Genomic DNA, 23,563 nt, shown 5'->3' with positions numbered 1-23,563 from the left:
GGATCACCCCGCGCGGGTGGAACTGGAGGAAACGGCACCCGCGACGCTCGGGACAACCGTCGAGACCACGCCGACGCCCGCAAGGCTCATCTTCAGCTTGATCGGCTTGGGCTTGGCCTCGCTCGGCGTCTCCATGGTCACCTTGAACTGGCCGCTCGAGTCCTTGATGATCTCCTTGTAGTAGTTGGCGGCCTGACGGTGCGGCGGCTGTGGATCGAGGTCGTCGGCCGAGCCCTTGACCGGGATCGGCCAGCTCGGGGAGACGATGATCTCCTTCTCCCGCGCCAGATCTTCGAAGAGCCAGCGAACGTCCTCGACGGGCTCGGTCTTGTCGATGCCCTTGTCCGGGGACAGGGACTTGTACGAGCAATGGTGAAAGAGCTTCAGGACGTCCCAGTGTAGGCGGTGCTCGTTCCCATGCTGCCTCGTCGTCTTGACGATCTGGGAAAGGGTCTCGTGATCGATGTCGGCTCCGAGCAATGCGTAGCTGTCGATGCCGAGGTCGCGCGCCGTCATCTGGACCACGATCGAGTTCTCGTTGCGGTCCTCCAGGCCGCCGTTCGTTCGCCACGCGAACGGGCTGTGAACGAAGAACTCAGCACTCTCGGGATTGTTGACGGAGAACCCCGGTACGAGCTCTCCGGCATTCACGATGCAATGGCGTCGGCTCTCCACACTCAATCCGTTCGCGGCGAGGAAGGCGGCGAGGTTGCCCGGGCGGGAGAATATCTTGACGCCGTACCCTTGCTTGAGACGGTACCGCGCCTCCTGTCTGATGCACCATGCGTCGCCATCGACCCCTACCTCCGTGATCGCCGCGGCAGGCACCCACAGGTCATCGATTTTCACCCGGTTGGCCGACTGACGGGCGGTGGAGTGATCGAACCAGAAGAAGTCGGACGCCCCTTTGATGTGGTCGTCGTCGAGGTGTGTGAAGGCGACGGCGCGGAAGGATGCACGTCCGGCGTCAGCCAGTTCCTCGCGCAAGGTGGAGGGCAGGTCGATGCGCTTGTCGGCCGCGTCCGCCGCGTTCCGCATGTTTGCGTAGTCGAGGAGAACGAGATCGTCGTTCGCGAGCCGGATCAGCGTGGTGTCGGCGTTGCCGAGGGGGAAGAAGGTCAAGTAGGCGGGCATTGATGTCTCCTTGCGGATCCGCCTCTAGGGCGGTGGCGGCTCGGCTGCCTCGTTCGAGAAGGCCCTGGCCCAAGAGCGACGAGCGAGCTCGTCTGATTCACGTTTCGTTCCTTTAAGCATTTCTGCGCGGCAGATGCCGCGCAGGTAAGTTGCCGTTTTTGTTGGCAAAATCCCTTTTATCTGACTAGGAATCCCATCCTACTCGGACATCGGGAATTGCAACTTTGACCTCGATTCCACAACTTTGGTCGGTTTCTCAGGAACAAGCGGAACAATCAACTGCACCCGGAGGTACTCCCGCAGGTGTCGCATTTCAGGCAGGTGCCGTTGCGGACCATGGTGAAGTTCGAGCATTCCGAGCAGCTGTCGCCGGTGTAGCCCTTCATAAGGGCTTGGGCGCGGCGTTCGGCGCTGGTGGCTTTCGGGGCGGTTTCGACGCGGGAGACGTCCCGGTCCGAAGCGGCGTAGGAGAGCGGCGAGTCGAAAAGGCCTTGCGCGGGCGAGGTGTCGGCGACGGGCGCCGGCTCGGCCAGCGGGGCCGTTTCGTAGTCGCGCTTGAAGGCCGCGACCTGCGCGCCGCCGCGAGCGACGGGGGCCGCCGCGCGGGGCAGGACCGCCGTCACCACGGAGCCAGAGCCGCCCTTGGCGACGGGGGCCGCCGCGCCGCCGGCCGAGCCCTGCGGCTCGCTCGAGGACACCAGGCGGAACTTCGAGGTCTGGCCACGCACCATACCCGCCGAGATCGGCAGCGGGGCCGGCTTGTCGCCCTCGACGCCGCGACCGATGGTCGAGGCGCTGAGCTCTTCCGGCTGGACATGGGCGAGGTCGTGGCGGCCGAGATAGGAGACCGCCAGCTCGCGGAACACGTAGTCGAGGATCGACGTCGCGTTCTTGATCGCCTCGTTGCCCTGGACCATGCCGGCCGGCTCGAAGCGCGTGAAGGTGAAGGCCTCCACATATTCGTCGAGCGGCACGCCGAACTGCAGGCCGAGCGAGATGGCGATGGCGAAGTTGTTCATCATCGCGCGGAAGGCGGCGCCTTCCTTGTGCATGTCGATGAAGATCTCGCCGAGGCGCCCGTCGTCGAACTCGCCGGTGCGCAGGTAGACCTTATGGCCGCCGACGATGGCCTTCTGCGTGTAGCCCTTGCGGCGGTTCGGCAGCTTCTCGCGCTCGCGGATGACCTTCTCGACCACACGCTCGACGATGCGCTCGGCGATCTCGGTCGCCTTGGCCGCGGCGGGCGCGGCGGCGATCGCGGCGGCCGTCTCCTCGATCAGATCGTCCTCGTCCTCCTCGTCCGCGATCAACGAGGCGTTGAGCGGCTGGGAAAGCTTGGAGCCGTCACGGTAGAGGGCGTTCGCCTTCAGCGCGAGCTTCCAGGACAGCATATAGGCGCTGTTGCAGTCCTCGACGGTCGCGTCGTTCGGCATATTGATGGTCTTGGAGATCGCGCCCGAAATGAAGGGCTGCGAGGCCGCCATCATGCGGATATGCGATTCCACCGAGAGCGAGCGCTTGCCGATCCGGCCGCAAGGGCTGGCGCAGTCGAAGACGGGCAGGTGCTCGGCCTTCAGGAAGGGGGCGCCTTCCAGGGTCATCGCGCCGCAGACATGGATGTTGGCGGCTTCGATGTCCTTGCGGGAGAAGCCGAGCGCGGGCAGGAACTCGAAGGAGAAGTCGTTGAGCTGCTCGTCGGTGAGACCCAGCACGTCCTTGCAGAAGGCTTCGCCAAGCGTCCACTTGTTGAAGGCGAACTTGATGTCGAACGCGCTCTTCAGCGCGCCGTTCAGCGCCTCGATCTGCTCGTCGCCGAACCCCTTGGCGCGAAGCGAGCCGGGGTTGATGGCGGGCGCCTGGTTCAGGTTGCCGTGGCCGACGGCATAGGCCTCGATCTCGGCGATCTGCGATTCCGAATAGCCGAGCGTGCGCAGCGCTTCGGGAACGGCGCGGTTGATGATCTTGAAATAGCCGCCGCCGGCGAGCTTCTTGAACTTCACCAGCGCGAAGTCCGGCTCGATGCCCGTCGTGTCGCAGTCCATCACGAGGCCGATCGTGCCGGTCGGCGCGATGACGGAAACCTGCGCGTTGCGATAGCCGTGCTTCTCGCCGAGCTCCTGCGCGAGCACCCAGGCCTGCTTGGCGCGGGCCGACAGGCGCTTGTCCTTCAGCGAGGAATGGTCGAGCGGAACCGGCTCGACGGCGAGGCCCTCATAGCCATTGGCGAGGCCATGGGCGGCGCGCGAATGGTTGCGGATGACGCGCAGCATGCCGGCCGCGTTGCGCTCGTAGTCCGGGAAGGGGCCGAGCTCACGCGCCATTTCCGCCGACGTGGCGTAGGAAATGCCGGTCATGATGGCCGAGAGCGCGCCGCAGATCGCCCGGCCCTCGGCCGAGGAATAGGGGATGCCGGCGGTCATCAGGAGGCCGCCGATATTGGCGAAGCCGAGACCGAGCGTGCGGTAGTCGAAGGAGCGCTGCGCGATTTCCTTGGACGGGAACTGCGCCATCAGCACGGAGATTTCGAGCACCACCGTCCACAGACGGGTGGCGTGCTCGTAGGCGTCCACGTCGAACCGACCGTTCGCCTCGCGGAACTGGAGGAGGTTCATGGAGGCCAGATTGCAGGCCGTGTCGTCCAGGAACATGTATTCCGAGCAGGGGTTCGACGCGTTGATCGCGCCGGCCGCCGCGCAGGTGTGCCAGTCGTTGATCGTCGTGTGGAACTGGATGCCGGGATCGGCCGAGGCCCAGGCGGCATAGCCGATCCGGTCCCAAAGCTCGCGCGCCTTGACCGTCTTCGTCACCTTGCCGCTCACGCGGCCGATGAGGTGGTGGTCGCCGTCCTGCTCCACCGCCTGCAGGAACTCGTCGGTGACGCGCACCGAATTGTTGGAGTTCTGGCCGGCGACGGTGAGATAGGCCTCGGAATCCCAGTCCGTGTTGTAGACCGGGAAGTCGATATCCGTGTAGCCCTGGCGCGCGAACTGGATGACGCGCTTGACGTAGTTCTCGGGAACCTGCGCGCGCTTGGCGTCCTTCACGGCGCGCTTGAGGGCCGGGTTCACGTTCGGGTCGAAGCACTCGTCGCCCGAGCCGCCTTCGCAGTTCACGCAGGCCGAGAGAATGAGCTTCAGGTGCTTGGAAACGGTCTTCGAGCCGGTGACGAGCGCGGCGACCTTCTCCTCCTCGCGCACCTTCCAGTCGATATAGGCCTCGATATCGGGGTGATCGATGTCGACCACGACCATCTTGGCCGCGCGGCGCGTCGTGCCGCCCGACTTGATGGCGCCCGCCGCGCGATCACCGATCTTGAGGAAGCTCATGAGGCCCGACGACTTGCCGCCGCCGGCGAGCTTCTCACCTTCGCCGCGCAGCGCCGAGAAATTGGAGCCGGTGCCCGAGCCGTATTTGAACAGGCGCGCCTCGCGCACCCACAGGTCCATGATGCCGCCCTCGTTGACGAGGTCGTCGGCGACGGACTGGATGAAGCAGGCGTGCGGCTGCGGATGCTCGTAGGACGTGGCCGAGCGCGTCAGCTCGCCCGTCCGGTAATCGACATAGAAGTGGCCCTGGCTCGGGCCGTCGATGCCATAGGCCCAATGCAGGCCGGTGTTGAACCATTGCGGCGAGTTCGGCGCGACCTTCTGCGTCGCCAGCATGAAGGCCAGCTCGTCGCGGAAGGCGCTCGCGTCTTCTTCGGTCTGGAAATAGCCGCCCTTCCAGCCCCAATAGGTCCAGGTGCCGGCGAGACGGTCGAAGACCTGCCGCGCGTCCATTTCGGAGCCGGTGCGCTCGTCCTCGGGAAGGGCGGCCAGCGCCTCCTCGTCGGCGACCGAGCGCCAGAGGAAGGAGGGAACGTCGTTCTCCTCGACGCGCTTCAGCGCACGGGGCACGCCCGCTTTGCGGAAATATTTCTGGGCGAGAATGTCGCTTGCCACCTGGCTGAACTGCGCGGGCACGTCGATATCGGCCAGACGGAAGACGACCGAGCCATCCGGGTTGCGGATCTCGCTCGTGGCCTTGCGAAACTCGACCGAGGCATAGGCGCCCTGGCCCGGCTTCGTGTAGCGCCGTTCGATCTTCAGGCCCATGGTCTTACTCCGATCCGGGATGGCAGCACAGCAGGCGCGAGGGGGCGAACGCCGACTCGAAGGCCGGCGCCGAACCCGGTGCGCGGGCGGCGGCGTGATTCTTAGGTTTCGTTGGTCTCACTATATATGGTGTCGGTCACTCGCGCGACCTACTGCCTGTAGTGGGCCTCGATATCCACAATCATTCGAAAGGGTGTGGAAAGCGTAAAATTCGACGGAACCTTCCGCCTCCTATCACGCGACTCAAAGCCTCACCGGAAGTTCGGTTCCCTTGGTTTTGGCTTATCCACAGCTTGCGGTCGGCGGCGTGGGAACGGCACGTGTCAGGCAAAAATAAACGCTGGCTCCCCGAGGGGCCAGCGTTCGGAAAATCCCGGTCTGGATTGGTGTGAAGACTGGGGAAAACCTCAGCCCGCCGAGCCCTTGGCGATCGGCGCCTGGAAGGTGAGGCCGAGATCCCAGGGGAAGAAGATCCAGGTGTCCTGGCTGACTTCGGTGATGAACGTGTCGACCAGCGGCCGGCCCTTGGGCTTGGCGTAGACGGTGGCGAAATGGGCCTTCGGCAGCATGGCGCGCACGAGGGCGGCGGTCTTGCCGGTGTCGGTCAGGTCGTCCACGATCAGGATGCCGTCGCCATCGTCTTCGCGCAGCGCGGGCGCGATGTCCTTAAGGACCATCAGTTCGCCCTGGGAGTCGTAGTCGTGGTAGGACGCGATGCAGACCGTCTCGATCAGGCGGGTGCCGAGTTCGCGCGCGATGATCGCCGCCGGAACGAGACCGCCGCGCGTGATGCAGACGATGGCCTTCCATTCCGCCCGCACGCCCGCCAGACGCCAGGCAAGCGCCCGTGCATCGCGGTGGAACTGGTCCCAGGACACGGGAAAGGACTTGTCGGGCGTGGACATGCTTCGATCTCCGGAACGCTTACGCGCGTAAGCCGGGTCGGATAGCGCTTCCGCCGCGATCCGGCAAGTTCGGGGCGCGAAGGGTTCCGCCGTCAGGCCGCCTGGGACTTCATCCCCTCGATCATCGCCTCGACGGCCGACCGCGCCGCTTCGAGGGCGGAGGCGTCGCGCGAGCGGATCACGAGTTCGGTGGAATAGCGCTGCCCGTCGAAGCGGGGATAGGAGCCGATCGCGACGAGCGGGTGCTCCTTCTGGATGGCGGCGAGCGGCGCGCCGATATCGCCTTCGCCGAACGGGCAGGCGAGGGCGGCGCTCTGCATCACCGGCCCGCCGGGCAGGGTCGGCAGTACGTTGTCGAGCATGGCCGCGAAGATCGTCGGCACGCCGGCCATGACGAAGACGTTCTCCATCCGGAAGCCGGGCGCGACGGACACCGGATTGTCGATCAGGGTCGCGCCTTCGGGCGTGCGCGCCATGCGCATCCGCGCTTGCGTGAAGGGCAGGTCGCGCGAGGCATAATAGGCCGTCAGGCGCTCCATCGCTTCGGGATGATGAACCGCCGGACGACCGAAGGCGGCGGCCACCGCATCGGCGGTGATGTCGTCATGCGTCGGGCCGATGCCGCCCGAGGTGAAGACATGGTCGTACTTGGCGCGCAGCGCGTTCAGCGCCTCGACGATGGCGTCTTCCTCGTCCGCGACGATGCGCACTTCCTTGAGGTCGATCCCGGCGAGGGTCAGAAGGCCCGCCAGATGCGCGATGTTCTTGTCCTTGGTGCGGCCGGACAAAAGCTCGTCGCCGATCGCCAGCATGGCCGCGCGCGGCGCCGTTCCACTCTCTTGTCGCATCCGTCCGCCCCTTCGATTCGCGCGCTCAACTAGTGTGACCGGGAGCGGCGTGAAGATAAAGCGACAGACGTCGGTGCGCGTTCGAAGACAGAGCGTCAATCGATCGCGTCTCGCTTTACCCGGCGGAAGCCGCTCTATGTCTGGCTCCGAAGCCGGCCCAGACGGGGCGCGGCCGCACTTGCAGGGAGCGACGATGGCGAAGGTTCTGGTTCTCTATTATTCGAGCTACGGCCATATCGAGACCATGGCGAAGGCCGTGGCGGAAGGCGCGCGCGGCGCGGGCGCCGAGGTGGACATCAAGCGCGTTCCGGAAACGGCGCCGCCCGAGGTCGTCCAGGCCGCGCATTTCAAGACGGACCACGAGTTTCCCGAAGCCCAGCCGGACGATCTGCCGAATTACGACGCGATCATCATCGGCGTTCCCACGCGCTACGGCAACATGGCCTCGCAGATGGCCGCGTTCTGGGATCGCACGGGCGGTCTCTGGGCGCAGGGCAAGCTGATCGGCAAGGTCGGCGGCGTGTTCTCGTCCTCGGCCAGCCAGCATGGCGGCAACGAGGCGACGATCCTCTCCGTCCACAAGACGCTGCTGCACCACGGCCTCGTGATCGTCGGCCTGCCCTACTCGTTCCAGGGCCAGCTCGCGGTCGATGAGGTCGTCGGCGGCTCGCCCTATGGTGCGACCACGATCGCCGCGGGCGACGGCTCGCGCCAGCCGAGCGCGATCGAACTCGACGGCGCCCGCTTCCAGGGCCGCCACATCGCCGAGATCGCAGCCAAGCTCTCGGCCTGACACGACCCAAGCGGCGGAGATCCCTCCGCCGCGACCCCTCCGGCCCGTCAGCTTCGGGATGGAGCCTACTTGCCGTATTCGCGGGCCGTCGTCACGGAACGCTCGCCGGACACGTCATGCTCGAGTGCCAGACGCAGACTGTCCAAGGCCTGGTTGTCGCGCCGCACATGGTCGAGCATCTCGGCCGCGCCGACCTCGCCCAGATCCGACCAGATCGGATCGGCTACGTCTCTCGATGAAGGGAAATTGCGGTCTGCCTGCGCCATAGGTGCCCCTCCTGGAACCACCACGAACCGGTGAACCTCTGGGACCATCCAATCACAGGCCGCAAATCTTAACAATGAGACCTTTCGTCTCTTAAGAAAACTTACAATTGTCTGACTAGACCGGGACATTCCCCGCAAGAATGCCGCGAAAAAGCTTATTGTCCGACAAGCAAGGCGCGCTCGCATCGAGAGGGTTCAGGGAACCTGGACGAAAGGCGCTCGCTGAACCGTTTCCGCCTATCGAGAGAGCTGGTACGGGCTGCGGGACTCGAACCCGCACGGACGAAGTCCGAGGGATTTTAAGTCCCTTGCGTCTACCATTTCGCCAAGCCCGCATTCCCAGGCGGAATGCCCTCGCTCGATCCCTTGTCGCCCTGCCGACGGTGCCGGACGCTGCCCGGATCGAAGCGTCCGACAGATAGCCCGCTTCGCGGTCGGAGAAAAGGCGAAAGCCCGTCTCGCCGCAGCGCCATGGTGGATTTTCGCCGTGCCGCTGTCTACGAAGGGCGCAAAGCCGCAATCTCGAGGATCTGGTCCGTGAAAGCTTTCGAGGACGTCGCGTCGACGCTGGTGGACGTTGCCATGGGGCGCCGGCCCGCCGATCTGGTGGTTCGCGGCGGGCGCTGGGTGAACGTTCATTCCGGCGAGATCATTCCGGACACGGATTTCGCGATCGCCGAAGGGCGTTTCGCCTATTGCGGTCCGGATGCCTCGCATTGCATCGGGCCTCAGACGGAGGTCGTCGAGGCCAGGGGGCGCTATGTCGTGCCGGGCCTTTGCGACGCGCATATGCATGTCGAAAGCGGCATGGTGACGGTGACGGAATTCTGCCGCGCCGTGATCCCGCACGGCACGACGTCGATGTTCATCGATCCGCACGAGATCGCCAATGTGCTCGGTCTGCCGGGCGTGCGGCTGATGCATGACGAGGCGCTGGAGCAGCCCGTCAATGTCTGGGTGCAGATGCCGTCCTGCGTGCCGTCCGCGCCGGGGCTGGAGGAAGCGGGCGCGAGCGTCACGCCCGACGACGTCGCGGAGGCCATGCGCTGGCCCGGCATCATCGGGCTCGGCGAGGTCATGAACTTTCCGGGCGTCGTCGCCAACGATCCGACCATGGTCGGCGCCATCGCCGCGACGCGCCGCGCCGGCCGCACGGTGGGCGGTCATTACGCCTCGCCCGATCTCGGCCGGGCCTTCCATGCCTATGTCGCGGGCGGTCCGCAGGACGACCACGAGGGCACGCGCATGGAAGACGCGATCGCCCGCGTGCGCCAGGGCATGAAGGCGATGCTGCGGCTCGGCTCGGCCTGGTACGATGTCGCCGAGCAGATCCGGGCGGTGACGGAAAAGGGGCTGGATTCCCGCCACTTCATTCTCTGCACGGACGACTGCCATTCGGGCACGCTCGTTCATGGCGGCCACATGAACCGCGTCGTGCGCCACGCGATCGCGCAAGGTCTGAAGCCGATCACGGCGATCCAGATGGCGACGATCAACACGGCCGAACATTTCGGCCTGGAGCGTGAGATCGGCTCCGTCGCGCCCGGCCGGCGCGCCGACTTCCTGCTGGTCACGCAACTGGTGGATCTCGCCATCGACGCCGTCTATGCGCGCGGGCAGAAGCTTGCCGAAAGCGGGCGGCTCGTCGCCGACATTCCTGCCTATCCCTATCCGGCCAGCGCCAAGGGCACGGTGAAGCTCGGCCGTCGCCTGTCGGCGGAGGACTTCCTGATCCGCGCGCCGGAAGGGCGGAACGAAGCGACCGTGCGCGTCATCGGCGTCGTCGAGAACCAGGCGCCGACCCGCGCGCTCCAGGCGACGCTGCCGGTGATCGACGGCGCGGTGCCGGGCGACGCCTCGCAGGACGTCTGCCGCATCGCCCTCGTGGAGCGGCACCGCGCGACGGGCGAGGTGGTCAACGCCTTCGTGTCCGGCTTCGGTTATCGCGGGCGCTGCGCCATGGCCTCCACCGTCGCCCATGACAGCCACCACATGATCGTCGTCGGCACCGATGGCGAGGCGATGGCGCAGGCTGCGAACCGTCTCGGCGAGGTCGGTGGCGGCGTCGTGTTCTTTGCGGATGGCGAGGAAAAGGCGCTGATCGAAATGCCGGTCGCCGGCCTCATGTCGGTGGAGCGCGCCGAAGTGGTGGCGCAAAAGGCCGATCGGCTGATCGCCGCCATGCGCGAAGCCGGTTGCGAGCTGAACAACGCCTATATGCAGCACTCGCTTCTGGCGCTCGTCGTCATTCCGTCCTTGCGCATCTCCGACAAGGGTCTCGTGGATGTCGACCGTTTCGAGATCGTGGACGTCTTCGTCTGATCCAATCGGCGCGGCGCCGACTTTACAAACGCCGCGCCATGGAGGATGACCGGACTCGGTCGAAACCTTGGAAGCGAAGGGGGACGTGCGATGACGCAGAAGACATCGATCGGCGGGATCGCCTCCCTGATTATCGGCGCCGGCGCCCTCTAGGCTCCGTCGCTGCTCGCAGCGGTCAGCGCCCAGCGCGTCCGGCTCGCGTCGCCCGCTCGCAAGCGGTCCGATGCGTCCTCGAACTTCAAGGGCCTCGCGCCCGCCTTTGCCGGACCCGAGCATGGTCTCGTCCGGCCTCTCGACCGAAGACCCGTTTCATGACCCAACCCGATTTTCACGCCCGCGTCGCGCAGGCGGAAGAAGCCCTGCGCGCGCTGTTTCCCGAAACGCCGCTGCAGCTCAACGAGCATCTCTCCAACCGCTACGGCGCGCGCATTTTCCTGAAGCGCGAGGACCTGACGCCGGTGCGCTCCTACAAGCTGCGCGGCGCGTTCAACTTCATGCGCAAGCGCCTCGCGCGCGGCGGCGCGGAGGCGCGCTTCACCTGCGCCTCGGCCGGCAACCATGCGCAGGGCTTCGCCTTCGCTTGCCGCCATTTCGGCGTTCAGGGCCGCGTCTTCATGCCGGTGACGACGCCGCAGCAGAAAATCGACAAGACCCGCCATTTCGGAGGCGACGCGATCGAGATCGAACTCGTCGGCGATTTCTTCGATGATTGCTACGCCGCCGCGCGCGCCTATGCCGCCTCCAGCGGCGCGGAGATGGTGCCGCCCTTCGACCATGCCGACATCGTCGAGGGCCAGGCGACGGTCGCGCTGGAAGCGCTGCGCCAGCTCGGCGACGAGGCGATCGACATGCTCGTCCTGCCGGTCGGCGGTGGTGGTCTGGCCTCGGGCATGGCGCTCTATTTCGACGGCCAGAGGAAGCCGGCCTTCCGCCTGACCGAGCCGCTCGGCGCGCCGAGCCTCAAGACCAGCCTTCAGGAAGGCCGCCGCGTGCGCCTGCCGCAGATGGACGGGTTCGTGGACGGCGCGGCTGTGGCCGAGATCGGCGCTCTGCCTTTCGAAATCCTCAGCCGCTTCGCGCCCGAACAGGTCGTGCTGTCGCCCGAAGGGCGGCTCTGCAACACGATGCTGGAGATGCTGAATGTCGAGGGCATCGTCGTCGAGCCCGCCGGGGCGCTCGCCATCGACGCGCTGCGCACGCTCGGGCCCGAGCTGAAGGGCAAGACCGTCGTGCTCGTCGTCTCCGGCGGCAATTTCGACTTCGAGCGCCTGCCGGACGTGAAGGAGCGCGCCCTGCGCTTCGAGGGCCGAAAGAAATATTTCATCCTGCGCTTGGCTCAGCGCCCCGGCGCGCTGCGCGACTTCCTGGACCTTCTCGGGCCGGACGACGATGTCGCCCGCTTCGAATATCTGAAGAAGAGCACGCGCGAATACGGCTCGATCCTGCTCGGCATCGAAACCCGCGAACCCGGCAATTTCGACATTCTCCTGCGGCGCTTCGCCGACGAGGGCATCCGCTACCAGGACATCACCGAGAATCAGATCATGTCGGATCTCCTGATCTGATCCGGTGAGGCAAAGAGCGTAAAAACAGGAAAGGGCGGCGATCACCATCGCCGCCCTTTCTCATGGCTCGCCAGCGCGAAAAGCCCGTCAGCCCGAAAGGCCGGGAAGCGCCTTGATCCAATCGGCGATCTCGCTCGCCAGCCGCTCCGTCGTCGCGGGCGAGACGATGTCGCCCGCCAGGATATGGTGCTGCGGGTCGCCGCTGTCGGTCACGCTGATCTCTCGGTGCGGCCCGCCCCAGCGCGCGGCGATCGCGGCGGTCTCCGAGGGATCGACCAGCGCGTCGTCGGGGTCGGTCACGAAAAGCGCGGGGATATGGATGGCGGAGACGTCGAGCCCGCGAACGATCTCCACGAGGCGCGCCATCGGCAGGAGCGCGAGCGAGGGATAGCTCACCGTCCAGTTCGCCGCGAAAGCCTCGTTGAGGGGCGTGTAGGAATAGGTCTCGTCCTGGAGATAGGGCAGGAGCTGGCGCGCGAAGGGCAGGGTCAGCGCGAAGCTGCGCCAGTCGGCGATGCGATAGTTGGGCGACAGGGCGACCAGCGCGGCCATGTCATCAGACAGGTCGGGGCGGCTCGCCGCGAGCGTCGCGAGGGTCGCGCCCGTGGAGGAGCCGATCACCACCACATGCTCGCCGAGGCGCCGGCCGATCGCCATGGCCTCGGCCATGTCGTCCACCCAGTCGCCCACCGTCGCCTCGCCCATCGCCGCGCCGTTCCGGCCATGGCCCGACAGGCGGGTGTAGAAGAGATTGGCGCCGAGTTTCCTCGCGATCTCGTCGGCGAGCGGCCGCGTCTCGCCTTTGGCGGCCGAAAAGCCGTGGACATAGACGAGAGCGATCGGGGTCTTGGCGCGGGACAGCGGATAGGCCCAGACGATTTCCTTCTGCGCGTTGGGGCGCAGGTTCGGAATGTCCGCCTCGGTTCGGGCGAGATAGGCCGCCGGATCGTCGCCGATGCGGCTCGCGTCGAACTGGCTGTCGAGGCGCGCGGGCTCCCTCGGTCCGAAGACCCAGAGCCCGGCAAGCACCAGAAGGAGGGGGATCAGGACGATCAAGGCGCGGCGCAATATGAGCAAGGCAGGCATCCTGTGGCGCGCACCGCCCGGCGAGGCGGCACGACGAGGCGATCGGAACCGCTCGGGCGCAATCAGTGCCCGAGCGGTCCCGACAGCGTCTAGAAGACCAGAGCGATCTTTTGAAGCCATCACGGCACTCGCAAGTCGCTTCCGGTCTCTTTCGGGTCAGAGCGGCAGGCGGTAGCGCGCGTAACCCTCGTCCGTGCGGCCGGCTTCCTCGAGCTTCAGCGAGGCGACGTCCTTCAGATGCGACGCCGAGGCCGGCCCCGTGCTGAACAGGACGCTCGTGCCCGGCGCCGGCGCAAGGCTCCAATTGCCGTCGGCCGACGGGTTGATCGTCTTCTGATCCACGATGTAGCGGATCAAGACGTCGCGGTTGGCGTCGGGCGCGATGAAGACGATCTTGTCCGGGCCGATCCCGGGGAACTTGCCGCCACCACCCGCGCGGTAGTTGTTCGTGACGACGACGAACTCGGCCTTCGGATCGATCGGCTTGCCGTCATAGGCGAGGTCCAGGATGCGCGAGGAGTCCGCGTTGATCAGCTTGCCGTCCTTGTCGAAGCGCGGCGGCTTGGTCACGTCGATCCGATAGGTCACGCCGTCGATCACGTCGAAATTGTAGGAAGGGAACCCGTCGGCGATGAGCTCCTGATCGGCCTTGCCGGGCTCTACCTGACGGAAGATGCCGGCCGACATGTCCAGCCAGTCCTTCACGCCCGCGCCGGTGATGCGCACGGCCTGCACCGTGTTGGGGTAGAGATAAAGGTCGGCGACGTTGCGGATCGCGATCGGGCCAGCCGGGATGTCCGTGTAGTAGTCCGGCCCCGAGCGGCCGCCGGACTTGAAGGGCGCGGCGGCGGACAGGAGCGGAAGGTCCTTCAGCTCGGTCTCCGCGAGGATTTCCTTCATGTACCAGAGCTGTGCCTGGTTCACGATCTGCACGGACGGATCATCCGCGACCAGCGCAAAATAGGAATAAAGCGGCGCCGTGGTCTCGCCGACGGGGCGGCGCACATAGTTGAGCGTCGCTTCGTGCTCGGCCTTGGCGGCGGCGAGGACTTCGGGCTTCGATTCCACCAGCGCCTTGGGCTTGCGATCGACGCGCTCATAGATCGGGCGCAGGCTCGAACTCGAGGAGGCGACCCGCCATCCCTCGCCCGAGCGCTCCAGCAGAAGATCGATCACGCCGAGATCGGAGCCCCAGAAGCCGGCCATGACGGCGGGCTTGCCGGCGAGCGTGCCCTTTTCCCAGTCCGCGCCGTCGATCCCCTTGAACTCCTCGCCGGGGAAGCGAAGGTGCTGGTGGCCGCAGAACAGGGCGTCGATGCCCTCGACGGAGGCGAGCTGGAGCGCGGCGTTTTCGAGGCTCGCGTCATCCGCTTGGCCGCTCGCGATGCCCGAATGGCAGAGAGCGAGGACGATATCGACCTTCTCGGCGCGCAGCTTGGGAACGAGATCGCGCGCCGCTTCCACGATGCCGCGCGTCATCGCCTTGTTCTTGAGGTTCTGCGCGTCCCAGACCGTGATCTGCGGCGGGACGAAGCCGATCACGCCGATGCGGATCGGATGGCGCGAACCGTCGCCGAGCTCGATCTGTCGATCGAGAACGATATAGGGCGGCAGAAGGGTCGAACCGTCGCTCTTCAGGACGTTGGCGCTGACAAGCGGAAAGTTCGCCTTCGCGAGCGTGTTATCGAGGAAGTCGAGCCCATAGTTGAACTCGTGATTGCCGAGCGTGCCGGCGTCGTATCGCAGCGTGTTCATCGCCGCGACGATGGGATGCGTGTCGCCCGGCTTCATGCCCCGTTCGAAGGCGATGTAATCGCCCATCGGGTTGCCCTGGATGAAGTCGCCATTGTCGAACAGGAGCGAGTTGCGCGCTTCGGCGCGGATGCGGTCGATATGGGCGGCGGTGCGCGCCAGCCCGACCGTCGGCGTCTCCTTGTCGGCATAATAGTCGTAGGGGAAGATGTTGACGTGAAGATCCGTGGTTTCCATCAGGCGAAGATGCGCCTGATGGGGCTCGGCCCGCGCGCTCCAGGGATGCAGCACGATCCCGGCGGCGAGCGCCGTGCCGCCCGCCAGGAAATGCCGCCGGTTCACGCTCGCGCGATTCCGGATCGTGGCTTCGGTCGTCATCAGAACTCCTTTCACGGGCAGGAGCCGCTTTCAGCCGATGCTCTGCCCGTCAGTCTTCATAAGCCGGCGTCGACACTTCGCGGGTCGAGACCGGACGGAACCCCATCTTGCGGTAGAGCGGCAAGGCCGCCGGGTGATCGAGCGTGTTGGTCTCCACCGTCAGCGCGCTCGGCTGCTCTTCGAAGCCCGCCATGATGGCCTGAGAAAGGAGATGGCGCGCAAGGCCCTGGCCCCGGAACTCCGGCATTATGCCGAAATGCACGAGCCGCGTGTCGCGCGGCGCCCGGCCGACATCGAGCTCGAACCAGCCGGCCGGCACACCGTCGCAATAGAGGATGCGCAGCCTGACGTTCGCGGCGTGGATTTCGCGCGACAGGCTGGGGTCCGGCAGGCGCCGGGAGGTCCAGTGATAGGGCTTGCCCACGGCCTCGTAGAGATAGCGATAGTAGGCGAGCGGGATCTGCCGAACCTTCAGGAGAACGTATTCCCGCCCGTTCTGCGGGGCGGGCACGGGCCGTTCGGGCAGCTGGTGCATGACGAGCTGCGTGACGGTGGTGGTGATCAGGCGCATGATTCGGCGTCAGTCTTTCATCGGGCAGGGCCGGTTTCGACCGGCGTGTCGTCGCGGGAGCCCCATTCGGTCCAGGACCCGTCGTAGAGGCGTACATTCCTATTGTGGAGCGAGGCGAGCGCGAAATTGATGGCCGCCGCCGTGACGCCGGAACCGCAGGAGGTCACGACCGGCTGTTCCGGGTCGATGCCGGCCTCCGCGAACAGAGTGCGCAGCGCCTCGGCGTCCTTCAGGCGGCCGCCATCCGTCAGCGAGCCGATCGGCACCGAGCGCGCGCCCGGCATATGGCCGCCGCGAACGCCCTCGCGCGGCTCCGGCGCTTCGGCCCGGAACCGTTCGCCCGAGCGCGCGTCGGCGATCTGATGCGCGCCGCCAGCCACGATGTCCTTCATCTCGTCGATGAAGACCACGGCCTCGCGATCGAGCCGCGCGTTGAAGGGGGCGGGCGAGGCGCGGGACGGCCCCGTCTCGAGCGGCAGGCCGGCCTCGATCCAGGAGGGAAGGCCGCCGTCGAGAAGCCGGACGTCCTTCGCGCCGAAGACGCGCAGCATCCACCAGACGCGCGGCGCCGAAAAGAAGCCCATCCCGTCGTAGACGACGATCGTATCGGTCTCCCGCACGCCGAGCGCACCGACCCGCTCGGCGAAGAAGGCCTCGCTCGGCAGCGTATGGGGCAGGGGCGACGACTTGTCGGCGATCTCGTCCTGATCGAAGAACACGGCGCCCGGAATGTGCCCGGCCTCGAATTCCGGCCGCGCGAAGCGCTTCTGCGCCGGAAGATACCAGGACGCATCGACGATCGAGAGCCCGTCCCGGCCGATATGGGGCTTCAGGTCCCGTGCGGTGATCAGAAAGGGATGGTCGCTCACCGATGCCTCGCTTCGAACTGTTCGCAAGCACCATAAAGAGCGGCGCGCCGCGGCGAAAGGGTGAAGCGCTCCCGCTCTACGCGTCACGAAGACGGTCCAGCCCTCGGGCTCCGCTCGCCCAGCCGTCGATCGGGCCGGCTTTGTTTCGCTCGGAGCGGCGGATCAGGCGGGGGGCAGGCCGAAGCGCAGGCGGAAGCGGCGGTTCGTCTTGCCCTTTTTCTCGATCTTGGCGACGTGAATGTCGCCGATCTCCTGCGTTTCGCTCACATGCGTGCCGCCGCAGGGCTGCGAGTCGATCTCGCCCTCCGCTCCGATGGCGACGATCCGCACCCGGCCGGAGCCGCGCGGCGGACGAACATTGGCGGATTTCACGAGGCCCGGATTGGCGTCGAGTTCCGCATCGGTGATCCAGCGGATCGAGACGGGATGATTCGCCCGCACCAGCGCCATCAGTGCCTCAGTCACCTCGTCCTTGCCGGTTTCGGCTTCGGGAAGGTCGAAATCGATCCGGCCCTCGTCTTCGCCGACGGCGGCGCACGTCACCGGATAGGGGCAGGCGACCGTCAGAAGGTGGAGCGCGGTGTGCATCCGCATGAGGCGGTAGCGGCGGGGCCAGTCCACATGCAGGACGACGGTCTCGCCGGGATCGGGCAGGCCGGCGCCTTCGCCGGCCATGAGGAGGATCGTCGTGCGGTTCTCGCCATGGCGCGTGTCGACGATCGGGATTTGCGAGCCGTCCGCGCGCTCGACGAAGCCCTGGTCTCCCGGCTGGCCGCCGCCGGCCGGGAAGAAGTTCGAGCGGTCGAAGACAAGGCCCGTCTCGCCTTCGACGCGCAGGAGGCGCGCCTCCATCGTGGAAAGGTAGCTGTCCTCGCTATAGACGGCTTCCGTCTCGCCGCTCACGCGTCGGCCTCGACATAGGGGACGTCGAAGCTCGGCTCGCGCTCGAGCCAGTTCGGCACCGGCAGGTTCTTGGAGCGCAGGAAGGCCGGGTTGAAGAGCTTGGTCTGGTAGCGATTGCCGTAGTCGCAGAGGATCGTCACGATCGTATGGCCCGGACCCATCTCGCGGGCCATGCGGATCGCGCCCGCGATGTTGATGCCCGAGGAGCCGCCGAGGCACAGACCTTCCTCGCCGACGAGATCGAACAGGATCGGCAGCGCCTCCTCGTCCGGGATCTGATAGGCGAAGTCCGGCTCGAACCCGTCCAGATTGGCGGTGATGCGGCCCTGGCCGATGCCCTCCGTGATCGAATTGCCTTCCGAGCGGAATTCGCCCGACGTATAGAAACTGTAGAGCGCGGCCCCGAGCGGATCGGCAATGCCGATCTTGATATGGCTGGAATGGCGCTTCAAGCCCATGGCGGTTCCCGCCAGCGTGCCGCCCGTGCCGACCGCGCAGACGAACCCGTCCACCTGACCGCCGGTCTGGTGCCAGATTTCCTCGGCGGTCGTGACCACATGCCCGTCGCGATTGGCGAGATTGTCGAACTGGTTGGCCCAGATCGCGCCCTGCGGATGCGTACGCGCCAGCTGCTCGGCGAGGCGGCCGGAGAGTTTCACGTAGTTGTTCGGGTTCTTGTAGGGGACGGCCGGCACTTCGATGAGCTCGGCGCCCATTAGGCGAAGCGCGTCCTTCTTTTCCTGGGCCTGCGTGTCCGGAATGACGATGACGGTCTTGTAGCCGAGCGCATCGGCCACGAGCGAGAGGCCGATGCCGGTGTTGCCGGCCGTGCCCTCGACGATCAACCCGCCGGGCTGGAGAAGCCCCCGCGCTTCGGCGTCCCGAATGATGAAGAGCCCCGCGCGATCCTTCACGGACTGGCCGGGGTTCATGAACTCGGCCTTGCCGTAGATTTCGCAGCCCGTCATCTCGCTCGCCCTGGCGAGGCGGATCAGCGGCGTGTTGCCGATGGCATCGATAACGGAGTTGAATCTGGACATGGCGGCTCCGAATCGAACTGTTTCTCCGGCAGGAGCCTAGGGTGACGCCCATGAGGCGGCAAGGACGGAGGCTTTCGGAAATGCCGTTCCAGCGAACCACCCTGTCGTGAACGAGCCGGTTTGGAGAACGATGTTTCGCTCGGCTGGGGATCGACGCTGCGCCGGTCGCGGCCTCGCCGCAAGCCCCCAATCAGTCGATGGGAAGTTTCAGACGCCAACGAAGATCGGTCCAGCGCTTGCACGCCTATGCTCGACAGTGATTGTGTTGGCTTGGCTCCCCGGGCCGGATTCGAACCAGCGACCGATCGATTAACAGTCGATTGCTCTACCACTGAGCTACCGGGGAAAGGCTCGCGTCGTCCCGCGAACGAAGAGCCCTATAACGCGAGTCGTTCCGATTTGAAAAGGGGGCGAGGGCGCGTGCCGGACGTTTTTCCACCGCGTCACCATTCCGGCTTGGTTGCACGGCAAGCTCCGGGTCAGGAGGCCACCAACGCCGCTGCTTCGCCTTACCGCACAGGGCGGGCGGATCGGCTCTAGGGAAAAGGGCGGCCTCGTCCTATCTTCGCAGTGACGTCGGCGGGGCTTTGGGTCCGGCCGCAAAGGTTTGAGAAGGCGAATGAGCGATTATCAGCCGCAAAAGCGCGGCTTCTTCCGACTGCGCGGTCATTCCGTCGAGCTGTTCGGCCGCACGATGCGGCTGCCCGCCAACCGGCTCGCGCGGATGGGGCTCGGCGTCGCCCTCATGATCGGCGGCGTGTTCAGCTTCCTGCCGGTGCTCGGCCTCTGGATGCTGCCGCTCGGCCTCGTCATCCTGTCGATCGACCTCGCCTTCGTTCGCCGCTGGCGCCGTCGCACGGAAGTGAAATGGGGTCGTCGCCGTCGGCCGCGCGCGGTCGAAGGGCAGGCCGGGCAAGGGCGGTCCTGGTATCGCTGGGTGCGGCTGCCGTCCTTCGGCCGGCGCTGAACCGAGCTTTCCCTGGAATATGACGATTGTGCGCGGCGAGGGCTTGCGCTCGCCAAGGCGCCCGGCTAGGTACCGCACCTGTTGAGGCCTCGTGGCGGAGTGGTGACGCAGAGGACTGCAAATCCTTGCACCCGGGTTCGATTCCCGGCGAGGCCTCCAAAAAGATCAAGACCTTCAGATAGCAGGCAAATTCGCTCGTTGAGAGCGTCCGCTCGTAGGTGTGCTCGTAGTGCTTGGCGCCAGACCGCCGCGCTGCTCCACATGGACTGAAAACCCCAACTCCTCGCCGTCATTCGTCGCTTCGCTCTCCTCGCGCGACGATTTGCAAGGCGTCGTCTGGCAGCGGGCGCTGGAGCTTGGCGGCGTCTTTCCAATCGGCAGAGAGCCAAAGATCGAACTCGTCCGCCGTCGTCAGAATGACCGGCATGGCCTTGGGGTGAATCGCGCCGACCACACCGTTCGCGTCGGTCGTCAGAAACCCGTAGGCATCGACCGAAACTTCGCCTTCGGCCTTCCGGCGCGTGCTGGTCCAATGCGTCCAGAGCCCCGCGAAGGCCATGAGCGGACGCTCATCGCTGGCGGCAAACCAGACCGGCACTTTCTTGCCTGCTTCGTCCGTGTCGTATTCGGAAAAGGACGTGAACGGCACGAGGCAGCGATGTGCACGGCCGAGCCAGCGGCGCCAGTGCGGCGAGGCGGTGTTGCGGATGTTCGTGACGCCCGGATCGGTCGCGCGGCCTTTCAACGCGAAGGCCGGCGAGGGCATGCCCCAGCGCGCCAAGGTCAATTCGCGCTCACCCTCTATCACCCGCACGATCGGCGCGGACTGGTCGGGAAAGATCGCGGGCATCGACGGCAGGTTGCCGGTCCGGTCCGCCATCGTCCGCGCAAAGGCGCGGATCGCCGCTTGGCCCTTCGTCAGGGAGTAGAGATTGCACATGGCGACGCCCGGCGTCCGTGGTCGATCCCCTTCATATGGAGCAAGGCGCGGGAAAGCGTCGTCAGGACGCCCTCTGCCAATGATGCGGAGCGACGGAATCGTAGCCTTCGTGCCAGGCGACGCCATCGGCGCTGCTGGAGCGATAGGGATTGTCGTGCCGGCTGAGGCGCCTCGATGCGGCGTCGCGCCCCTCCAGACGGACCGTGTCGGTGCGCGTCGTCGGGTGGAGTGCCAGCGATGAGGGCGCTTGGGTCTGGATCATGCTTTCCTCCTGTTTTCGCAGGAGAAAGTCTCACCCGAATATCTTGATCAGGGCTGAACGCGACTTTGTGCGGTGCCGCAGATGCGCAGAGCGGTTAAGTGAGCGTTCCGTGGTGCGGCACATATTTCCGCAATGAGGCGGACCTGGAAAGCGCTCGTTCCACTCCTCACCGGATCAGCTCGATAAGGCGCCGTCACCCCTGGCGGGACGGGCGCCCGGCGCCTGTTCCCACGGGTTTTGCTTGCCAGTGTTCGGGCGGACGCCTATGGGTGGCCGCAAACCACCAATCCGGGAATTGCCATGGATTTCGCGGCTGCTCGCACCAAGATGGTCGACAACCAGATTCGCACGACGGACGTTACGTCGCACGAGATTCTCCGCGCGTTTCTGACGGTGCCGCGCGAGATGTTCGTGCCCGACGAGCGCAAGGCACTGGCCTATATCGACGAGGACATCCCGCTCGGCAACGGGCGCTATCTGATGGAACCCTCGCCGCTCGCCAAGCTGATCCAGCTGGCCGCCATTCTGCCCCAGGACGTCGTTCTCGATGTCGGCTGCGGCACGGGCTATTCCTCGGTGATCCTGGCGCACCTCGCCGGCTCCGTCGTCGGTCTGGAAGCGGACGAGACGCTGGCGGCTCGCGCCACCGATCTCGTCAACCAGCTCGGCGTGCCCTCCTGCGCCATCGCCAAGGGCGAACTGACCAAGGGCTATGCCAAGGACGCCCCCTACGACGTCATCCTGTTCCAGGGCGCGGTCGAGGAAGTCCCGTCGGTCTTCTTCGATCAGCTTCGCGAGGGCGGTCGTCTCGTGGTCGTCGAGGGGCGGGGCCTGTCGGCGCTCGCCAAGCTCTACACCAAGGAAGACGGCATCGTCGCCGATCGCTTCGCCTTCAATTGCGGCGTGAAGCCCCTGCCGGGCTTCCAGCGCGAAAAGACCTTCGTCTTCTGACGATAGACCCTCGCTTCGCGGATGCGGAGCCTGTGGAAAACCGGCGGCGGGTTCGAGCCCTGCCGCCGCGCCGCGCCGGGCACCAGCGCGGAGGGCGTTAAGCGCCTCATTTAAAACAAATAATTTTAGGCATTCGGCATAAGCGGCCGAGGGGTCTGTCGGGCCTGCGGGCTCGCTCTTACGTGCGAAAAGTGTTTTCGCTTCGCCACACTGACTTTCAAAACGGGCCTCGAGCGGGCGGGCGCACTGGCGTTCACCGGTTTGTAGGTTCATTCGGATACGAGAATGGGCCAAGGTTCGGGCAGGCCTTTCGACGTAAGATCTATCCTGATGCCGGTCAGGTTCTGAGCCCGTGTTTCGGAGTGAGCCATTGCGGAAGAAGTCTTGGGTTCTGATGTCCCTGTCGGCGGTGCTCCTGCTCGGCAGCGCGAACCTCGCCGGCGCCGAGTCGCTTCGCGGAGCCATGGCGAAAGCCTATGCCAACAACCACGACCTGAACGTCGCCCGCGCGCAGCTTCGCGCGACCGATGAGAACGTGCCGATCGCCAAGGGTGGTCTGCGGCCGACGATTTCCGCTCTCGGCCAGACGCAGGCCGCGCGCGCTCGCACCACGTTCGGCGACAACACCGAATTTCGGCGCCTGCCGACCCAGAATTCGCGCACCGGCGCGCTGCAGGGCGCCATCGAGATCAACCAGACGATCTTCGACGGGTTCCAGACGCCCAACAATGTGAGCGCGGCCGAAGCGCAGGTGCGCGCCTCGCAGAAGAACCTGGACAACACCGTCCAGAACACGCTTCTCAACACGATCACCGTCTACATGAACGTGCGGCGCGACCGCGAGATCGCGGCCTTCCGGCGTCAGAGCCTCGCCTTCCTGAATGAGCAGGTCCGCGCGGCGCGCGCCCGGTTCGACGTCGGCGAGGGCACGCGCACGGACGTCGCGCAGGCTCAGTCGCAGCAGGCGCTGGCGACGGCGCTTCTGAACACGGCTCTGGCGCAGGTCGCCAGCAGCGAGGCGCAGTATCTCGACGTCGTGGGCGATCCGCCGGGCGAACTCGACGCGGGCACCTTGCCGCCGCGCTCGCTCCTGCCGGGCAACATCTCGCAGGCGATCACCGTTTCGCAGAACGAGCATCCGGCGATCCTCGCCACGCAGTTCGCGGTGGACGCGGCCTCGTTCCAGGTGAAGTCGACCGAAGGTCAGCGCCTGCCGAACCTGTCGGTCAACGGCACGGTGGAAAACACCTATTCGCTGAGCGACACCGACCCGAACAGCTCCAGCCTGCCGGGCGTCGACGTCCTGACGCAGAATCAGGTTTCGGCCTCGGTCTCGGCGCGCCTGACGGTTCCGATCTATCAGGGCGGCATCGTCTCGGCCCGCGTGCGTCAGGCCAAGGAAGTGCTCGGCCAGCGCCGGATCGAGGTGGACGGCACGCGCGATCAGGTCCGCTCGGCGGTCGCGACCGCCTGGGCGCAGCGTCAGGCGGCGGAAGCCAACGTGACCGGCTACCGCGCTCAGGTGTCGGCGGCGCAGCTGGCGCTGAACGGCGTCATCGAGGAGCGCAATGTCGGCCAGCGCACGACGCTGGACGTGCTCAACGCGCAGTCCGACGTCATCACCGCGCAGATCCTTCTGGCCGGTGCCCAGCGCGATGCCGTGGTGGCGAGCTACACCCTCGCTTCGGCGATCGGCCATCTGTCGCCGCAACGCCTCGGCCTGACCGTCGCGGCCTACGAGCCGGAAGAGCATTATCAGGCGGTCAAGGACAAGTGGTACGGCCTCCGGACGCCGGACGGTCGCTGAGCGATCTCTTCACCATTCCTTAAAAAAGCGTTGCAAAGCGCCGTTGAATGCCAAGAAAGGCTTCAACGGCGCTTTCTTTGTCTCTACCTATGGTTCGTCGAGGTCGCGTT

At 66.0% G+C, this 23,563-nt stretch carries 19 protein-coding genes and 3 tRNA genes; 7 read left to right on the top strand and 15 right to left on the bottom strand.

Annotated features, from left to right (window positions below):
- Nucleotides 1-3: 3 nt before the first annotated feature.
- From B146_RS0105345 to B146_RS0105330, 4 genes are all read right to left on the bottom strand, one after another.
- Entirely contained in the window at nt 4-1,134 is a 1,131-nt protein-coding gene (locus B146_RS0105345; protein ID WP_019995386.1) for a ComEC/Rec2 family competence protein, read from the bottom strand.
- Between the two features lie 275 nt (nt 1,135-1,409).
- The gene (locus tag B146_RS0105340) at nt 1,410-5,222 is read right to left on the bottom strand and encodes a vitamin B12-dependent ribonucleotide reductase (protein ID WP_026358348.1); all 3,813 of its coding nucleotides are present in this window, start codon (nt 5,220-5,222) and stop codon (nt 1,410-1,412) included.
- 413 nt (nt 5,223-5,635) lie between these two features.
- Nucleotides 5,636-6,133: a xanthine phosphoribosyltransferase gene (gene gpt / locus B146_RS0105335; RefSeq protein ID WP_019995384.1), complete on the bottom strand. Its 498-nt coding sequence runs from the start codon at nt 6,131-6,133 to the stop codon at nt 5,636-5,638.
- A 92-nt stretch (nt 6,134-6,225) separates the two neighbouring features.
- A complete protein-coding gene (locus B146_RS0105330) occupies nt 6,226-6,981 on the bottom strand; it encodes a competence/damage-inducible protein A (protein WP_026358347.1) in 756 nt (251 codons plus the stop codon).
- A gap of 193 nt (nt 6,982-7,174) precedes the next feature.
- Between B146_RS0105330 and wrbA the strand changes: the two genes are divergently transcribed.
- Nucleotides 7,175-7,774 (top strand): NAD(P)H:quinone oxidoreductase, encoded by a 600-nt coding sequence (gene wrbA / locus B146_RS0105325; protein WP_019995382.1) that lies wholly within the window; start codon nt 7,175-7,177, stop codon nt 7,772-7,774.
- A 65-nt stretch (nt 7,775-7,839) separates the two neighbouring features.
- Here the strand turns inward: wrbA and B146_RS0105320 are convergent, their stop codons facing one another.
- The gene (locus tag B146_RS0105320) at nt 7,840-8,040 is read right to left on the bottom strand and encodes a hypothetical protein (RefSeq protein WP_019995381.1); all 201 of its coding nucleotides are present in this window, start codon (nt 8,038-8,040) and stop codon (nt 7,840-7,842) included.
- A 250-nt stretch (nt 8,041-8,290) separates the two neighbouring features.
- A tRNA-Leu gene (locus B146_RS0105315) sits at nt 8,291-8,375 on the bottom strand.
- A 247-nt stretch (nt 8,376-8,622) separates the two neighbouring features.
- Here B146_RS0105315 and ade point away from each other — a divergent pair.
- Both ade and ilvA read left to right on the top strand, forming a co-directional pair.
- Nucleotides 8,623-10,362 (top strand): adenine deaminase, encoded by a 1,740-nt coding sequence (gene ade / locus B146_RS0105310; protein WP_244498159.1) that lies wholly within the window; start codon nt 8,623-8,625, stop codon nt 10,360-10,362.
- 311 nt (nt 10,363-10,673) lie between these two features.
- Nucleotides 10,674-11,927, top strand: coding sequence for a threonine ammonia-lyase IlvA (gene ilvA / locus B146_RS0105305; protein WP_019995379.1), 1,254 nt, complete (start codon nt 10,674-10,676; stop codon nt 11,925-11,927).
- A gap of 87 nt (nt 11,928-12,014) precedes the next feature.
- On the opposite strand, the gene B146_RS0105300 is transcribed toward ilvA, so the two are convergent.
- The 7 genes from B146_RS0105300 to B146_RS0105270 form a co-directional block, all read right to left on the bottom strand.
- Entirely contained in the window at nt 12,015-13,004 is a 990-nt protein-coding gene (locus tag B146_RS0105300) for an alpha/beta hydrolase (protein WP_244498155.1), read from the bottom strand.
- A 165-nt stretch (nt 13,005-13,169) separates the two neighbouring features.
- The gene (locus tag B146_RS0105295) at nt 13,170-15,143 is read right to left on the bottom strand and encodes a bifunctional 2',3'-cyclic-nucleotide 2'-phosphodiesterase/3'-nucleotidase (RefSeq protein ID WP_019995377.1); all 1,974 of its coding nucleotides are present in this window, start codon (nt 15,141-15,143) and stop codon (nt 13,170-13,172) included.
- Between the two features lie 49 nt (nt 15,144-15,192).
- Nucleotides 15,193-15,714, bottom strand: coding sequence for a GNAT family N-acetyltransferase (locus B146_RS0105290; RefSeq protein ID WP_019995376.1), 522 nt, complete (start codon nt 15,712-15,714; stop codon nt 15,193-15,195).
- A gap of 17 nt (nt 15,715-15,731) precedes the next feature.
- Entirely contained in the window at nt 15,732-16,583 is an 852-nt protein-coding gene (sseA, locus tag B146_RS0105285) for a 3-mercaptopyruvate sulfurtransferase (RefSeq protein ID WP_019995375.1), read from the bottom strand.
- Nucleotides 16,584-16,745: 162 nt separating this feature from the next.
- Nucleotides 16,746-17,486, bottom strand: coding sequence for an alanyl-tRNA editing protein (locus tag B146_RS0105280; protein WP_019995374.1), 741 nt, complete (start codon nt 17,484-17,486; stop codon nt 16,746-16,748).
- Nucleotides 17,483-18,526, bottom strand: a complete 1,044-nt coding sequence (locus B146_RS0105275; RefSeq protein ID WP_019995373.1) for a cysteine synthase A — start codon at nt 18,524-18,526, stop codon at nt 17,483-17,485. Before B146_RS0105275 ends, B146_RS0105280 begins: the two co-directional genes overlap by 4 nt.
- Before the next feature lie 271 nt (nt 18,527-18,797).
- Nucleotides 18,798-18,872: transfer RNA gene (locus B146_RS0105270), tRNA-Asn, on the bottom strand.
- 273 nt (nt 18,873-19,145) lie between these two features.
- Between B146_RS0105270 and B146_RS25085 the strand changes: the two genes are divergently transcribed.
- Together B146_RS25085 and B146_RS0105260 are read left to right on the top strand one after the other, a co-directional pair.
- Complete coding sequence (locus tag B146_RS25085) at nt 19,146-19,493, top strand: hypothetical protein (protein WP_019995372.1); 348 nt, start codon at nt 19,146-19,148, stop codon at nt 19,491-19,493.
- 85 nt (nt 19,494-19,578) lie between these two features.
- Nucleotides 19,579-19,652: transfer RNA gene (locus B146_RS0105260), tRNA-Cys, on the top strand.
- 130 nt (nt 19,653-19,782) lie between these two features.
- On the opposite strand, the gene B146_RS0105255 is transcribed toward B146_RS0105260, so the two are convergent.
- The gene (locus B146_RS0105255) at nt 19,783-20,433 is read right to left on the bottom strand and encodes an SOS response-associated peptidase (protein WP_019995371.1); all 651 of its coding nucleotides are present in this window, start codon (nt 20,431-20,433) and stop codon (nt 19,783-19,785) included.
- 61 nt (nt 20,434-20,494) lie between these two features.
- Nucleotides 20,495-20,695 carry a hypothetical protein gene (locus B146_RS0105250; RefSeq protein WP_019995370.1) on the bottom strand — a complete coding sequence of 67 codons (201 nt, stop codon included), beginning with the start codon at nt 20,693-20,695 and terminating at the stop codon, nt 20,495-20,497.
- A gap of 294 nt (nt 20,696-20,989) precedes the next feature.
- Here B146_RS0105250 and B146_RS0105245 point away from each other — a divergent pair, with 294 nt between their 5' ends.
- Nucleotides 20,990-21,646, top strand: coding sequence for a protein-L-isoaspartate O-methyltransferase family protein (locus tag B146_RS0105245; RefSeq protein WP_407638542.1), 657 nt, complete (start codon nt 20,990-20,992; stop codon nt 21,644-21,646).
- 394 nt (nt 21,647-22,040) lie between these two features.
- On the top strand, nt 22,041-23,453 hold the full coding sequence (locus tag B146_RS0105240; RefSeq protein WP_019995368.1) for a TolC family outer membrane protein: 1,413 nt from the start codon (nt 22,041-22,043) through the stop codon (nt 23,451-23,453).
- Nucleotides 23,454-23,563 lie beyond the last annotated feature (110 nt).

The sequence above is a fragment of the Aureimonas ureilytica DSM 18598 = NBRC 106430 genome, from assembly GCF_000382705.1.
GTDB lineage: Bacteria > Pseudomonadota > Alphaproteobacteria > Rhizobiales > Rhizobiaceae > Aureimonas > Aureimonas ureilytica.
Note: the sequence above shows the minus strand (reverse complement) of the source record. Positions and strands in the feature narration are given on the sequence as shown.

Bases quoted from the DNA above. Each gene is read 5' to 3' on its own strand.
- B146_RS0105345 (WP_019995386.1), bottom strand. From the start codon at position 1,134: ATGCCCGCCTACTTGACCTTCTTCCCCCTCGGCAACGCCGACACCACG.
- gpt (WP_019995384.1), bottom strand. From the start codon at position 6,133: ATGTCCACGCCCGACAAGTCCTTTCCCGTGTCCTGGGACCAGTTCCAC.
- B146_RS0105330 (WP_026358347.1), bottom strand. From the start codon at position 6,981: ATGCGACAAGAGAGTGGAACGGCGCCGCGCGCGGCCATGCTGGCGATC.
- wrbA (WP_019995382.1), top strand. From the start codon at position 7,175: ATGGCGAAGGTTCTGGTTCTCTATTATTCGAGCTACGGCCATATCGAG.
- B146_RS0105320 (WP_019995381.1), bottom strand. From the start codon at position 8,040: ATGGCGCAGGCAGACCGCAATTTCCCTTCATCGAGAGACGTAGCCGAT.
- ade (WP_244498159.1), top strand. From the start codon at position 8,623: ATGGGGCGCCGGCCCGCCGATCTGGTGGTTCGCGGCGGGCGCTGGGTG.
- ilvA (WP_019995379.1), top strand. From the start codon at position 10,674: ATGACCCAACCCGATTTTCACGCCCGCGTCGCGCAGGCGGAAGAAGCC.
- B146_RS0105295 (WP_019995377.1), bottom strand. From the start codon at position 15,143: ATGACGACCGAAGCCACGATCCGGAATCGCGCGAGCGTGAACCGGCGG.
- B146_RS0105290 (WP_019995376.1), bottom strand. From the start codon at position 15,714: ATGCGCCTGATCACCACCACCGTCACGCAGCTCGTCATGCACCAGCTG.
- B146_RS0105275 (WP_019995373.1), bottom strand. From the start codon at position 18,526: ATGTCCAGATTCAACTCCGTTATCGATGCCATCGGCAACACGCCGCTG.
- B146_RS25085 (WP_019995372.1), top strand. From the start codon at position 19,146: ATGAGCGATTATCAGCCGCAAAAGCGCGGCTTCTTCCGACTGCGCGGT.
- B146_RS0105255 (WP_019995371.1), bottom strand. From the start codon at position 20,433: ATGTGCAATCTCTACTCCCTGACGAAGGGCCAAGCGGCGATCCGCGCC.
- B146_RS0105250 (WP_019995370.1), bottom strand. From the start codon at position 20,695: ATGATCCAGACCCAAGCGCCCTCATCGCTGGCACTCCACCCGACGACG.
- B146_RS0105240 (WP_019995368.1), top strand. From the start codon at position 22,041: ATGTCCCTGTCGGCGGTGCTCCTGCTCGGCAGCGCGAACCTCGCCGGC.